Raw genomic sequence first — 12,347 nt, 5'->3', positions numbered from 1 at the left:
AAAGATACCGACTTCGCGAAAGAAACGACGGCAATGACCAAGTCACAAATTCTATCGCAAGCGTCAAGCTCAATCCTTGCGCAAGCGAAACAAGCGCCAAACTCAGCGCTAAGTCTTCTAGGTTAATCTACCTAATACGACAAGATACAAAAGCCAGGCTCATCCCTGGCTTTTTGCTTATCGGCTATACCGATTTAGATGCGTCCTAACAGGATGTTCGACAAGGCATTCATATCGATTAGATGGTCTCTTTAAATACCAATGTTGCCGCGATGATGACGCAGCGACATCTTAGCCAAGCAGCCGATCAAAACGTTGAGTCACAGAGAAACCTGTCTTCGGGATATCGGATTAACTCAGCAAGCGACGATGCTGCTGGCCTACAAATATCGAATACTCTCCATGTTCAAACGAGAGGGATTGATGTTGCCTTAAGGAATGCTCACGATGCCTATTCGGTCGCTCAAACCGCAGAAGGCGCGTTGCATGAGAGCAGTGATATTCTGCAACGGCTACGCTCTCTCGGGCTTCAGGCCGCAAATGGCAGCCATGAACAGGATGATCGTACAAGTCTTCAACAAGAAGTGATTGCACTACAAGATGAATTGGATCGTGTGGCAATCACGACGACATTCGCGGATAAAAACCTCTTCAATGGCTCTTATGGTTCTCAGAGTTTTCATATTGGCGCCAATGCGAACTCTATATCATTGACGCTCAGAAACATGCGTACGCACATACCTGAAATGGGCGGACAACATTATCTGGGTGACAGTTTAGACAAAGACTGGCGCGTAACAAGAGATAACCAACAGTTCGCGTTTGAATATCAAGACAATGAAGGCCAAACACAATCTAAAGCATTAACACTCAAAGTAGGCGATAGCCTTGAAGAAGTGGCAACCTACATTAATGCCCAGCAATCGTTAGTCGATGCTTCTGTAACGCAAGATCATCAATTGCAGTTTTTTACCTCGACACTGAATGCGCCAGAAGGCGTCACATGGAAAGGCAATCTTGTCGATGAGATGGATATAGGTTCCGGTGAGTTGGTGACCGTTGATGATCTCGATATGTCGACAGTAGGAGGCGCTCAGCTTGCCATTGGTGTGGTGGATGCGGCGATAAAGTATGTTGATTCTCATCGCAGTGAAATCGGTGGATTTCAGAATCGTGTGAGTGGCACGATCGATAATTTAAACACCATTAACCGGAGTGTTTCGGAATCCAAAGGGCGAATTCGAGATACAGACTTTGCTCGGGAGTCGACAGTAATGGTGCGCTCGCAGGTGCTGCAGGATGCGACAACTGCATTACTCGCTCAAGCGAAGCAAAGGCCGAGCTCAGCACTAGGCTTGCTCAGTTGAACGTGTTTCAGCGATGCGCATCGGTCAGAAAAAAGTCAGATAATAAAAAACGCTGCCATTGGCAGCGTTTTTTCGTGTTCGGATAAGTAAAAATTACTTAGTTACACGTAGAACTGGAGTTTCACCAACAGTTACAGAACCAGAAAGCTTGTTCAGCTCTTTGATTTCGTCCATGTTAGAGATAACAACTGGAGTTAGTGTTGACTTCGCTTTCTCTTCTAGAAGAGCTAGATCGAATTCAATTACAGTGTCGCCAGCTTTAACAGTTTGACCTTCTTCTGCGATACGCGTGAAGCCTTCGCCTTTAAGTTCAACTGTATCGATACCGAAGTGAACGAAAAGCTCAACACCGTCGTCAGACTCGATAGAGAATGCGTGGTTAGTTTCGAAGATCTTACCGATAGTACCGTTTACAGGAGCTACCATTTTGTTGCCTGCTGGCTTGATAGCAATACCGTCACCAACGATTTTCTCAGCGAAAACAACATCTGGCACATCTTCAATGTTTACGATTTCACCAGATAGTGGTGCGATGATTTCGATTGCACCAGCGTCAGCGCTGTCATCAGATACAAGCTTCTTAAGTTTGTCAAACAGACCCATTGTGTCATGCTCCTAAGGTTTGGTTTTATTCTGTCGAATTATAGTATACCAATATAGCCCATTAGACGACTTTTTTCGCCGTCTAATGGCCATTAAGTATTGAATAACTTGGTACTACTGATTATTGAGTTTTCTCAGCAATGAACTTTTCAACTACTGCTTCAATTTCTGCTGCAGTAGGTAGAGAAAGCGCTTCTTCAGCCATTGCTTTCACTTCTGCGAAGTTAGAGTTACGAATAACTTTCTTCACTTTAGGGATAGAGATACCGCTCATTGAGAACTCATCCAGACCCATACCTAGAAGTAGAAGTGTTGCACGCTCATCGCCTGCAAGCTCACCACACATACCAGTCCACTTACCTTCAGCGTGAGAAGCGTCGATAACTTGCTTGATCACTGTTAGTACAGCTGGTGATAGTGGGTTGTAAAGATGGGAGATCATCTCGTTACCACGGTCTACCGCTAGAGTGTACTGAGTAAGGTCGTTTGTACCGATAGAGAAGAAAGATACTTCCTTCGCTAGGTGGTGTGCGATCGCTGCTGCTGCAGGTGTTTCAACCATTACACCGATTTCGATGTTTTCGTCGAATGCAAGACCTTCAGCACGTAGCTCTGCTTTGTACTCTTCGATTGCGTTCTTAAGCTCGCGGATTTCTTCAACAGAGATGATCATTGGGAACATGATACGTAGCTTACCGTGTGCAGACGCACGTAGGATGCCACGTAGTTGATCACGAAGGATTTCACGACGATCCAAGCTGATACGTACTGCACGCCAACCTAGGAACGGGTTCATCTCTTGAGGTAGATCCATGTATGGTAGATCTTTATCGCCGCCGATATCCATAGTACGGATGATCACAGCTTGACCGTTCATTGCTTCTGCAACTTCTTTGTACGCTTGGTACTGTTCTTCTTCAGTTGGTAGTGCAGTACGGTCCATAAATAGGAATTCAGTACGGTACAGACCAACGCCTTCACCACCGTTACGGATGATACCGTCACAGTCTTTCACTGTACCGATGTTGCCGCAAACTTCTACGCGGTGACCATCTGTTGTTTCTGCGTGTAGGTCTTTAAGTTTTGCTAGCTCTTCTTTCTCAGCTAGGAATGCAGCTTTAACTGCTTTCGCTTCTTCTACTTCAGCTTCTGATGGATTAACAACGATCTTGTTGTTCATCGCGTCAAGAATCAGCATGTCGCCATTCTTAACTTTCTTAGTGATGTCGTTAGTACCAACGATAGCAGGAAGCTCAAGAGAGCGAGCCATGATAGAAGTGTGTGAAGTACGACCACCGATGTCACAAGCAAAACCCAGCACGTAGTCTAGATTGATTTGCGCTGTTTCAGATGGCGTTAGGTCGTAAGCAACTAGGATAACTTCTTCATTGATGTCGCTTAGCGAAACGATGTTGATGCCTAGTGCGTTCTTCACGAAACGAGAACCGATATCACGGATGTCAGTTGCACGTTCTTTTAGGTATTCGTCATCTAGAGACTCAAGAGCACATGCTTGCTCTTCGATCACTGAGTGGATAGCGTGATCAGCAGTCATCTTGTCGTTTTTGATAAGTGCTAGGATTTCCTCTTCTAGCTCTTCGTCTTCAAGAAGCATGATATGACCTTCAAAGATCGCTTCTTTTTCTTCGCCAAAAGTTTCAAGCGCTTTTTGCTTGATAGTTTCTAGCTGAGCTGCAGATTTGTTACGAGCGTCAAAGAAACGTGCAACTTCTGCTTCTACTTGATCATCAGAAATAGTGTTTGTGTTTAGGACAATTTCATCTTCTTGAAGTAGTAGTGCTTTACCGATTGCAATACCAGGAGATGCTAGGATGCCTGAAATCATAGCCTTACCTTAAGTTTGGTCAACTTTATAAAACGGGAGAATAATGGGTGCGCTAACGAATAGTTTTAGCTTAGTTTTGAGCCTATTTCCAACGAAGCCATTTTGCTTTCACAAAATGGCTTCTGGAGTAGGAGACCGGATTAGTGTAGTTGGTCCATTAGAGCAACTAGGTGGTCTACAGCTTGCTGAGCTTGTGGGCCTTCAGCAGAAATAGTAACAAGAGTACCTTTTACTAGGCCTAGTGTTTGTAGTTTGAATAGGCTCTTAGCGCTAGCGCTTTTACCGTTAGAAGTCACAGTGATGTCCGCGTCGAATGCTTTAGCTTCTTTAACGAACTGTGCAGCTGGACGAGTGTGAAGACCGTTTTCTGCTGTGATTTCTACTTGCTTCTCGTACATGTGATATACCCCAATAAATGTATTTTTTTGTTAGTTTGTGACTAGATTTAGCTTAACTGCTTTATATCTTGTGCGCTAGCACGGGAGAGTTCAAAGCGTGTCAGTTCTGATACTAGTCAAAAGTTTGGTAACTACGCAACTGTTTGCGTGCGCAATTACTTTGAAACCTTTTTGTGTTCTGCTTCTTTATTTTGAAGCTAGAAATAAAACACCCTGATATTACCAAAGGTAGGGCAGGGATCAACAAAAAAGCCCCTGAACGGGGCTTTTTTAGACGAAAAATTGATTTGACCACATATTATTGTTGGTTCTCTTTTTCGGTAAAGATACCAGCAAATAGTGCCGTACTTAGGTAACGTTCACCTGAGCTTGGCAGAATTGTCACGATGGTTTTTCCTTCAAATTCAGGTAGTTCTGCAATTCGGTTCGCAGCAACGACAGCAGCGCCTGAAGAGATGCCTGCAAGGATGCCTTCCTCTTCCATTAGTCGACGAGCCATCTCAATTGCTTCTTCAGAAGTCACTGGCTCAACTCGGTCGATAATGTCCAAATCTAGGTTTCCAGGAATGAAACCTGCACCGATACCTTGGATTTTATGTGGCGCTGGTTGAATTTCTTCGCCTGCTAGCGCTTGCGCGATTACTGGTGATTCTGCAGGTTCTACAGCAACAGAAGTGATCGCTTTACCTTTCTCACCTTTAATGTAACGGCTTGTACCTGTGATTGTACCGCCTGTACCAACGCCTGCTACTAGCACATCGATTTCACCGTCTGTCGCATCCCAGATTTCAGGGCCAGTGGTTTTCTCGTGAATTTGCGGGTTAGCAGGGTTGTTGAACTGTTGTAGAAGAAGGTATTTTTCAGGATTGCTTGCTACGATCTCTTCTGCTTTAGCAATTGCGCCTTTCATGCCTTTCGCTGCTTCAGTTAGCTCAAGGTTTGCGCCTAGTGCTTTAAGTAGCTTGCGGCGCTCAAGGCTCATTGATTCAGGCATAGTTAGAGTCAATTTGTAACCGCGAGCGGCTGCTACGAACGCTAATGCGATACCTGTGTTACCACTGGTTGGTTCTACTAGTTCTACTCCTGGCTTTAAAGTGCCAGCTTTTTCTGCTTCCCAAATCATGTTTGCACCGATACGGCACTTAACGCTGAAGCTTGGGTTGCGTGCTTCAATTTTCGCTAGAACGTTACCTTTGCTCACTTTGTTTAGGCGAACTAGGGGCGTATTACCAATGGTAAGAGAGTTATCTTCGTAGATTTTGCTCATAGTGATGTTCCTTCATTACACGTTGTGTGAATATGGATAGAAGAATATGCGGTATAAAAAAAAGGGAAAAGGATTAAAAAGTTATATCTTATTAGGTTGGCCGAGAATTTAGTAAAAAGAAAGGGAAGCGCATCGAACAGCCTTTCCTTTCACTAAATTTGACCTAGCGCTGATGTTTAAACTCTGCCACCCACATGGCGGTCGCACCGCATATTGCAACAGGCATGACGATAAGGTTCAAAATTGGAATCGTTGTGAATACTGAAACCAACACACCAAAGCCATAGGCTTTACCTTGCTTTTGTTTCAATTTGTAACGCATGTCGTTGAACGGAATTTTGTGGTTATCGAACGGGTAATCACAATATTGAATCGCGAGCATCCACGCGGTAAAGATAAACCATAAAACCGGGCCAACAGTTTGCCCTAGTGCCGGGATAAGTAAGAGCAAAAACAAGCCAATTGCTTTAGGCAGTATATAAAGCAGTTTTCTCCATTCGCGAGCAAGTACGCGAGGCACATCTTTTAGAACAGCCGTAAAGCCGTCGTCATTAATTTTTTTTCCGGTTAGCGTCTCTTCAACTTTTTCTGCTAACAGCCCGTTGAAGGGAGCGGCAATAAAGTTGGCTAACGTGCTAAAGAAATAAGAGAAGGTGGCCAGTATCGTTAGAGCAAGTAGGGGCCACAAGATATACGTGAGCCAAGAGAGAAACTCTGGTAACTGTCCAATCCAACCTTCAATCCACATGTTCAAGTGGGAGAATAGATAGAAGATAGCCCCACCCACGAGAATAATATTTGCTAAAAGTGGTAACACGACAAAACGTCTTATCTCTGGAGAGAGCGCCAATTGAATTCCGTATAGGAAGTAACCGAATCCGGTTCGTTGCTGATTGTTAATCTTCATATCCAATATTTTCGTGTGAGTGAGAACTCATTGTACCTGTCGATGATTTTCTTTCAATGCCCTAACAATTAGGGTCTTGCAAAGTGGAATCGTGGCAAGAATCACAACAAAAAACGGAACTTCTTGCATTAAGTTGTTCTAAACCTACATATAGTTTTGGTAAAGTAAACGTATCATTCAGATTTATTGCACTTGGGTTGCTGCTCAAGGAATTGCGAGTAGTAAAAACAGGTATATTGAGAGTAAATAATGCAGGAATTGCGATTCGTACTCATTGTTGTTGGCGCATTAGCCATCGCGGCATTGCTGTTTCATGGTTTGTGGAGCAGTAAGAAAGAAGGCAAAGCAAAATTTGGCAACAAGCCACTTGGTAAGCTGGATGTTGACCAAGGTGATAAAGATTCGGTTGAGCAAGAGCGCAGTTTCGCTCCTGCCCCTGAAGACGATTTCGAAATCATCCGTAAAGATCGCAAAGAACCAGACTTTGGGATGGAAAATACGTTTGATAGTAAGTTTGAGGCAGATCCTTTGCTTGGAGGTGTGGCAGAAGAAAAGCCTTCTGTAAAAGAAGAAGCTGAGGAAATCCCTTCTTTTGTCGCGATGAAAAACGATGTTGAAGATGTAGCAATTCAGCCGTCTGAAGTCGAAGAGCCAATGCAAGAGGTGATTGAAGAAGAGATCATGCCTTCTGCATTTGATGCGCCTAAACAAGAGATGGAAATGGTTGAAGAAGTGTCTCCTGCCGTTGTTGAACAACCAGAAGAACCAAAGCCAGAGCCGGAAATGCAAGTGATCGTGTTGAATGTTCATTGTGCGGGCGAAGAGCCATTTATTGGCACGGAACTTTTTGACAGTATGCAGCAAAATGGTCTTATCTATGGCGAGATGCATATCTTCCATCGTCATGTTGATTTATCTGGTAACGGTAAAGTGCTGTTCAGTGTGGCTAACATGATGCATCCGGGCACACTTGAGCATGGTGATCCCGCAGAGTTTTCGACGAAAGGCATTTCCTTCTTTATGACGTTGCCTTGCTATGGCGAAGCTGAGCAAAACTTCAACTTGATGTTGAGAACTGCGCAGCAGATTGCGGATGATATGGGAGGGAATGTTCTCGATGACAAGAGAAACTTAATGACTCCTGACCGTTTAGCTGCTTATCGACGCCAAATAGTTGAGTTTAATGCGGCTAACGCATAATCTTACTACCCAATTATAAAAGGGCTCCGATTGGAGCCCTTTTTCATGGATTCCCAACCTCATCGATTGACAATATACGGGGCTTTACTATGTCTGAATCAGTACATCAACGGCTAGAAGAACTCAAAGAGTCGTTGCACTACCACGCCGTTCGCTACTACGTGGAAGATAATCCAGAGATTCCAGATGCAGAATACGATCGCCTAATGCGTGAACTGCTAGAAATTGAAGCTCAACATCCTGATTTAGTGACGGTTGATTCGCCAAGTCAGCGAGTGGGTGGTAAGCCGCTTTCTGAATTTAGTCAGGTGACACACGAAGTCCCAATGTTGTCATTGGATAACGCATTCGACGACAGTGAACTCGACAGCTTCCATAAACGTGCTCAAGACCGAATCGGTGGAGAAAGCATTAAGCAGTATTGTTGTGAACCAAAGCTAGATGGCTTAGCAGTGAGTCTGCTGTATGAAAACGGTATTTTAGTTCAAGCGGCAACGCGTGGTGATGGTACTACGGGTGAAAACATCACTGAAAACGTGCGCACCATTAATGCCATTCCTCTGAAGCTGAGGGGTGATGACTGGCCAGCTCGTCTTGAGGTTCGTGGTGAAGTATTTATGCCGAAAGCGGGCTTTGAAAAGTTGAATGAGCTTGCGCGTCAGAAGGGCGAAAAAGTATTTGTGAACCCTCGTAATGCAGCAGCAGGCAGCTTACGTCAATTAGATTCGCGTATTACGGCTTCGCGCCCACTTAGCTTCTACGCATACAGTGTTGGAGTTGTGCAAGGGGCTGATTTGGCAGCCAGTCACTATGAGCGTTTTCTGCAGATAAAATCTTGGGGACTGCCAATGTGTCCAGAGACCAAGCGAGTCGACAGTTTGGCAGACGTAAAAACTTATTATCAACACATTCTGCAACGTCGTGATGCATTACCTTACGAAATTGACGGAGTCGTGATCAAAATTGACGATATTGCCGTTCAAGAGCGCCTGGGTTTTGTTGCTCGCGCTCCACGTTGGGCGATCGCATACAAATTCCCGGCTCAAGAAGAAATCACCACATTGAATGAAGTTGAGTTCCAAGTTGGCCGAACGGGAGCGATCACTCCGGTTGCTAAGTTAGAGCCGGTGTTTGTTGGTGGCGTGACGGTGAGTAACGCAACGCTGCATAATGCGGATGAAATTGAGCGCCTTCAAGTAAAGATTGGTGATCAGGTCGTGATTCGTCGTGCTGGCGATGTGATTCCTCAAGTGGTTTCTGTCATCAAAGAGCGTCGACCAGAAACGGCGCGAGATATTATTTTCCCAATTCAGTGTCCTGTTTGTGGTTCGCACGTAGAGCGTATCGAAGGGGAGGCGGTGACTCGATGTACTGGCGGTTTGGTCTGTCAAGCTCAACGTAAGCAAGCGCTCAAGCACTTCGTCTCACGTAAAGCGTTGGATGTTGATGGTTTAGGTGACAAAGTTATCGAGCAATTGGTCGATCGTGAAATGGTAGAAACACCTGCCGATCTGTTCAAGCTTTCGGCTGGCGTATTAACCGTATTGGAGCGAATGGGGCCAAAATCTGCTCAAAACATTGTTAATGCGTTAGAAAAATCGAAGTTAACAACCTTGCCACGTTTCTTATACTCGCTAGGTATTCGAGAAGTGGGCGAGGCAACGGCGGCAAACCTAGCTCAACACTTTAAATCACTGGAAGCGATTCAAGCTGCAACGGAAGAACAACTTATTGCTGTTCAAGATATTGGTGTGGTAGTTGCGAAGCACATTACGACTTTCTTTGAAGAAGAGCAAAACCAAGCTGTTGTTCAAGAGCTCCTTGTGCAAGGTATCCACTGGCCAGAAGTTAGTGCACCTGAGCAAGGCGCAGAACTGCCACTAGAAGGTAAAACTGTCGTGCTAACGGGTACACTATCTCAACTTGGACGTACTGAAGCAAAAGAGGCGTTGCAATCTTTGGGTGCAAAAGTCACTGGCAGTGTTTCTAAGAAAACTGATATTTTATTTGCTGGTGAAAATGCAGGTTCTAAGCTCGTTAAGGCTCAAGAATTGGGTATCGAGATAAAAACTGAGCAAGACTTGCTTGAATTGATAAATTAAGCACTATCAAAAAAGATAAAAAATAACCAAAAGCCCCACAGGCAAAGCTTGTGGGGCTTTTTCTTTACGCATATTAAGTATTTTTGTATGTCTTGGTTTTGTGTTTTCTGTGTTTCAGTGATCAGGATCTCCCCTTCGAATATCCGAATTTATTTGTATTCAAGTATGCGATGCACTTCATGTTGAATGTTTGTGTGTTGATTTAAGTGTTTGAATTTAAATGTATATATTCAATGTTGCGGTGTTGGTGTTAAAAATAAGATCTGGATCAATAACTTATATGGAACTTTGGCGTGGCTCATATTTTTTTAGAAAAAAAATAAGTTCCGTTTGGATGTTTTTAGGTGCGAAGTTAGTCTTAATGGCGTGGATACACGGTGTGTATGCAGGAACTAAAAAAAACCAAATTAGAAATAATGAGGTTTAATCAGGAATTTACTTCTCTCCTTCGGCGGCCAACTAAAGGTGAGATAGAAAAATACAGCTATATCCATTTTTAGGAGTTTTTCCATGGACAAATTTTTTAAGGTTTCAGCGTTAACTGCAGCAATGTTTGGTGTTGTTGCTGTTGCTCCAGCTACTGCATCGACTGAAAGTGCAGCGGGTGGTGAATACGTAGAGAAAGTGAACGAATTTATGCATGACTCTAGTCTTAATGCAATGTTCTTAGTTGACACTCGTTCACGTACACGTACTACAGGTAAACCTGGTGGTGAGAACGGTGACCGTTGGAGCCGTCTAAACTACTCTTCTTACAACGCTATCCTAGACTTCACTTCTGGCTACCACGATGGTTGGGTTGGTGCAGATGTTGCGGCTTACTACTCTGGTGATCTTTACAACGACAGCCTTTACAACTCAAACGAAGGCTACCTATGTAACGAAATCTCAACCTGTAACAACCTAGACTGGGGTGCAGGTGACGGCCAACAACTTAAAGTTTACAAAGCTGCGCTTAAATTCAAAGCAAACGAAAACTTTAACGCTCGTGTAGGTATGCTACAAGCTGGTGGTAACGGTACTATTGGTAACGTATGGAGCTTTGTACCTGGTACTTACCGTGGCTTCGAACTAAACGCTAAGCTAGGCGACTTCAACCTAAGCTACTTCGGTGCAGACCAATTCACAGCACCTTGGCTACTTCACGAAGATGACTACGCACCAGCGCTTTGGTCTGACACTTCATGGAGCTACCTACACTCTCTAGGTCTAAACGGTAACCTAACTGACAGCTTGTTCTTCCAAGTTGGTCTTGGTCAAGCGACTGGCGTTAAATACGCAAATGGTATCGACTGGGGTGCAGGTCAAGTAACTAGCTACCACAACGAAACTGACAACACATCTTACAAAGCTTACTTGAAGTACACAGTAAGTGACCGTACAACTCTTGCATTTGACTTCTACGGTGTTGATGACGATGTGAAATACGATGGTCTAGGTTTCCACACTGGTCTATCTTTGAACCAGTCTTTCGGCAAGCTAGCATGGATGTCTGAACTACGTTACACAGACACAGACAACCGTTCCGACTTCGTTCCACGTACTATCCACACTTACGGTATGAACAACGGTACTTGGTCTCAGTGGTGGGATGCTCTATCTGACTGGAACAAAGCGGGTGAGCTAGCATGGTACAACCGTCTATCTTACAACCAAGGTAACGGCTGGAACTACTACCTAGGCTTTGGTTACGGTTCTGGTGCTGACTCAGCTGCAAGCGGTGCATCTGGTGACTGGGATTACGAAAGCGAGTACGCATTCAACGCAACAGTATCTTACTCTCTACAGAGTGGTGCGCTTAAAGGCTCTACAATCCGTCTACACGGTACAATCCTAGAGCGTGACGAGTACGCTGGTGCTGGCGACGCGGACGAGACAGACCTACGTCTACAAGTTCTTATCCCTTACAGCTTCCACTAATCAATTAGTGAATAATCAAAAAGGAGCCTAATGGCTCCTTTTTCTATTTTACTTCTCTGCCGTCATACATTTTGCAATATAACGGTGGCAGCATGTGGACATTACCATTTGGTAATTCACATTTCACTTCAGGTGCTAATGTTCTTCCTCCTGAAGCGCCATTTGCTTGAATAGTAAATGGAATTGTAGCTGAACATATTAATAGTATTCCGGCTAATAATTTCATAACGATCACCCTCATATGTTTAAGACTTTATTACGCCTGTTACCCAAAGTTTGTGTATTTGGCGTGCTAAATGCTCAAACAAAAACATGTCTCTCTCCTTAATACCGCTCACACATACCGCAGTAAATGGTGTCACCCATTGTGTGTCCAACCGCGCTGGAACAAGCTCTGCCTTTGGCGTGGTGAGGACCAACTCAGTTATCAACAAAACGGTAGGAAAGACTTTTCTACTTACCTAAAATATAAGCATTTACCTTTATGCTTATGGATTAAGTATGTATAGGGAGTTGGAAAGATCAAAAATTAATTCAACACTGTTTTATTTTTTATATTGAAATTAGATTGAAAATGACTGGAAGCAGTGAACTATCTTTTTGATTAATTCTTAGTTGATGAATATCAATAGGATTTACAAGATGGAATTTAATAACATTTATATTACTTATTTTTTAAGGACAAATTGAATAACACGATGAAATAAAAAGAGTTGAGAGAAAAGAAAGTAATGAAG

General features: G+C 43.8%; 11 protein-coding genes. 5 read left to right on the top strand and 6 right to left on the bottom strand.

Features of this window, described 5'->3' with window-relative positions:
• A partial coding sequence (locus UF05_RS23860) for a flagellin (protein ID WP_253254355.1) occupies nt 1-126 on the top strand: 126 nt, incomplete at its 5' end.
• A gap of 116 nt (nt 127-242) precedes the next feature.
• Nucleotides 243-1,367, top strand: coding sequence for a flagellin (locus UF05_RS02565; RefSeq protein WP_025633638.1), 1,125 nt, complete (start codon nt 243-245; stop codon nt 1,365-1,367).
• 93 nt (nt 1,368-1,460) lie between these two features.
• On the opposite strand, the gene crr is transcribed toward UF05_RS02565, so the two are convergent.
• The 5 genes from crr to cysZ all read right to left on the bottom strand — a co-directional run bounded on the left by crr (nt 1,461) and on the right by cysZ (nt 6,388).
• A complete protein-coding gene (gene crr, locus UF05_RS02560) occupies nt 1,461-1,970 on the bottom strand; it encodes a PTS glucose transporter subunit IIA (RefSeq protein WP_005382041.1) in 510 nt (169 codons plus the stop codon).
• A 121-nt stretch (nt 1,971-2,091) separates the two neighbouring features.
• Nucleotides 2,092-3,816 (bottom strand): phosphoenolpyruvate-protein phosphotransferase PtsI, encoded by a 1,725-nt coding sequence (gene ptsI / locus UF05_RS02555; RefSeq protein ID WP_005489822.1) that lies wholly within the window; start codon nt 3,814-3,816, stop codon nt 2,092-2,094.
• 140 nt (nt 3,817-3,956) lie between these two features.
• Nucleotides 3,957-4,214 (bottom strand): HPr family phosphocarrier protein, encoded by a 258-nt coding sequence (locus UF05_RS02550; protein WP_005436894.1) that lies wholly within the window; start codon nt 4,212-4,214, stop codon nt 3,957-3,959.
• Between the two features lie 298 nt (nt 4,215-4,512).
• Nucleotides 4,513-5,481 carry a cysteine synthase A gene (gene cysK / locus UF05_RS02545; RefSeq protein ID WP_005489833.1) on the bottom strand — a complete coding sequence of 323 codons (969 nt, stop codon included), beginning with the start codon at nt 5,479-5,481 and terminating at the stop codon, nt 4,513-4,515.
• 163 nt (nt 5,482-5,644) lie between these two features.
• The gene (gene cysZ, locus UF05_RS02540; protein WP_005489850.1) at nt 5,645-6,388 is read right to left on the bottom strand and encodes a sulfate transporter CysZ; all 744 of its coding nucleotides are present in this window, start codon (nt 6,386-6,388) and stop codon (nt 5,645-5,647) included.
• A 249-nt stretch (nt 6,389-6,637) separates the two neighbouring features.
• Between cysZ and zipA the strand changes: the two genes are divergently transcribed.
• The 3 genes from zipA (at nt 6,638) to UF05_RS02520 (ending at nt 11,610) form a co-directional block, all read left to right on the top strand.
• Nucleotides 6,638-7,588: a cell division protein ZipA gene (gene zipA / locus UF05_RS02535; protein ID WP_045546205.1), complete on the top strand. Its 951-nt coding sequence runs from the start codon at nt 6,638-6,640 to the stop codon at nt 7,586-7,588.
• 89 nt (nt 7,589-7,677) lie between these two features.
• Nucleotides 7,678-9,690, top strand: coding sequence for an NAD-dependent DNA ligase LigA (gene ligA / locus UF05_RS02530; RefSeq protein WP_045546204.1), 2,013 nt, complete (start codon nt 7,678-7,680; stop codon nt 9,688-9,690).
• 510 nt (nt 9,691-10,200) lie between these two features.
• Complete coding sequence (locus UF05_RS02520) at nt 10,201-11,610, top strand: porin (protein WP_005454568.1); 1,410 nt, start codon at nt 10,201-10,203, stop codon at nt 11,608-11,610.
• Nucleotides 11,611-11,653: 43 nt separating this feature from the next.
• Here the strand turns inward: UF05_RS02520 and UF05_RS26240 are convergent, their stop codons facing one another.
• Nucleotides 11,654-11,836: a hypothetical protein gene (locus UF05_RS26240; protein ID WP_071651861.1), complete on the bottom strand. Its 183-nt coding sequence runs from the start codon at nt 11,834-11,836 to the stop codon at nt 11,654-11,656.
• Between the last annotated feature and the right edge of the window lie 511 nt (nt 11,837-12,347).

The sequence above is a fragment of the Vibrio sp. S457-15 genome (assembly GCF_000960545.1).
Lineage (GTDB): Bacteria > Pseudomonadota > Gammaproteobacteria > Enterobacterales > Vibrionaceae > Vibrio > Vibrio parahaemolyticus.
Note: the sequence above shows the minus strand (reverse complement) of the source record. Positions and strands in the feature narration are given on the sequence as shown.

What these genes read in the sequence shown, in the direction of transcription:
- UF05_RS02565 (WP_025633638.1), top strand. Translation starts at nt 243, where the DNA reads ATGGTCTCTTTAAATACCAATGTTGCCGCGATGATGACGCAGCGACAT.
- crr (WP_005382041.1), bottom strand. Translation starts at nt 1,970, where the DNA reads ATGGGTCTGTTTGACAAACTTAAGAAGCTTGTATCTGATGACAGCGCT.
- ptsI (WP_005489822.1), bottom strand. Translation starts at nt 3,816, where the DNA reads ATGATTTCAGGCATCCTAGCATCTCCTGGTATTGCAATCGGTAAAGCA.
- UF05_RS02550 (WP_005436894.1), bottom strand. Translation starts at nt 4,214, where the DNA reads ATGTACGAGAAGCAAGTAGAAATCACAGCAGAAAACGGTCTTCACACT.
- cysK (WP_005489833.1), bottom strand. Translation starts at nt 5,481, where the DNA reads ATGAGCAAAATCTACGAAGATAACTCTCTTACCATTGGTAATACGCCC.
- cysZ (WP_005489850.1), bottom strand. Translation starts at nt 6,388, where the DNA reads ATGAAGATTAACAATCAGCAACGAACCGGATTCGGTTACTTCCTATAC.
- zipA (WP_045546205.1), top strand. Translation starts at nt 6,638, where the DNA reads ATGCAGGAATTGCGATTCGTACTCATTGTTGTTGGCGCATTAGCCATC.
- ligA (WP_045546204.1), top strand. Translation starts at nt 7,678, where the DNA reads ATGTCTGAATCAGTACATCAACGGCTAGAAGAACTCAAAGAGTCGTTG.
- UF05_RS02520 (WP_005454568.1), top strand. Translation starts at nt 10,201, where the DNA reads ATGGACAAATTTTTTAAGGTTTCAGCGTTAACTGCAGCAATGTTTGGT.
- UF05_RS26240 (WP_071651861.1), bottom strand. Translation starts at nt 11,836, where the DNA reads ATGAAATTATTAGCCGGAATACTATTAATATGTTCAGCTACAATTCCA.